General features: G+C 37.1%; 1 protein-coding gene. It reads right to left on the reverse strand.

Annotated elements, in window-relative coordinates:
• Nucleotides 1–435: 435 nt before the first annotated feature.
• Nucleotides 436–808 (reverse strand): recombinase family protein (locus tag ABS911_RS15195; protein ID WP_350468246.1); only part of this gene is annotated, 373 nt, incomplete at its 5' end.

The following is an 808-nucleotide window of genomic DNA, read 5'->3' on the forward strand; positions in this document are numbered from 1 at the left end:
ATGACTATTATCTCCTCTCTTTATTCTATATGTAGGAACACTTTTGGCGAAGGGATTCCCTACATATGTATTATAGTACTATATGTTGTGTTTTCAAACAAAATTAAAACTATATATTGTGTTTTGTTGGAAAGCATTCTTTATTATTTGTATAATTACTAAATTTTAATAGCTCAACCAACAAACAATCTTTTGACTGTTTAATTTTTTTAATAATAAACTTAGTTTTTAGAATATTTTACATATTTTGTTTCATAACTTAAGACTAATGATCATGGATTAATAAACATTACCTAATCACTTTTTGCCATATTCATTTCTTATAACTATAGGTTGCAACATAAATCTTAACGAAAGATATGGGCAAAAATACCTTTTAGCTCAGTAACGTGAACAAGTGACTCACTTTTAAATATGAAATTGGCTTAAAATGCGTTATTTTTTCTTACTCTTTATATATCGATAGAGAGTAGCTTTACTGATACCAGTCATTTCTGTAATCTCTTTGCCACTATACGCTTTGCTCTCATACAGTTTCACGGCTCGTTCAATATCACGTTTGTTCACACGTGGTCTTCCGCCTATCCGACCTCGGGCACGGGCACTCTGGAGCCCCTCTTTCGTCCGCTCCACAATCAAATCACGCTCGAATTGGCTGAAGGCCTGGAAGACGGTCATCATGAGCCTCCCCTGCGGGGTGGTTGTATCGAAGTTCTCCTTCAGGCTGACCAGCTTTACGTCCTGCTCCTCGAAGTAGGTGACCAGGTCAATCAGATCCTTGGTGCTTCGTCCCAAGCGGGAGAAGCTC

It is taken from the genome of Carnobacterium sp. (assembly GCF_040274425.1).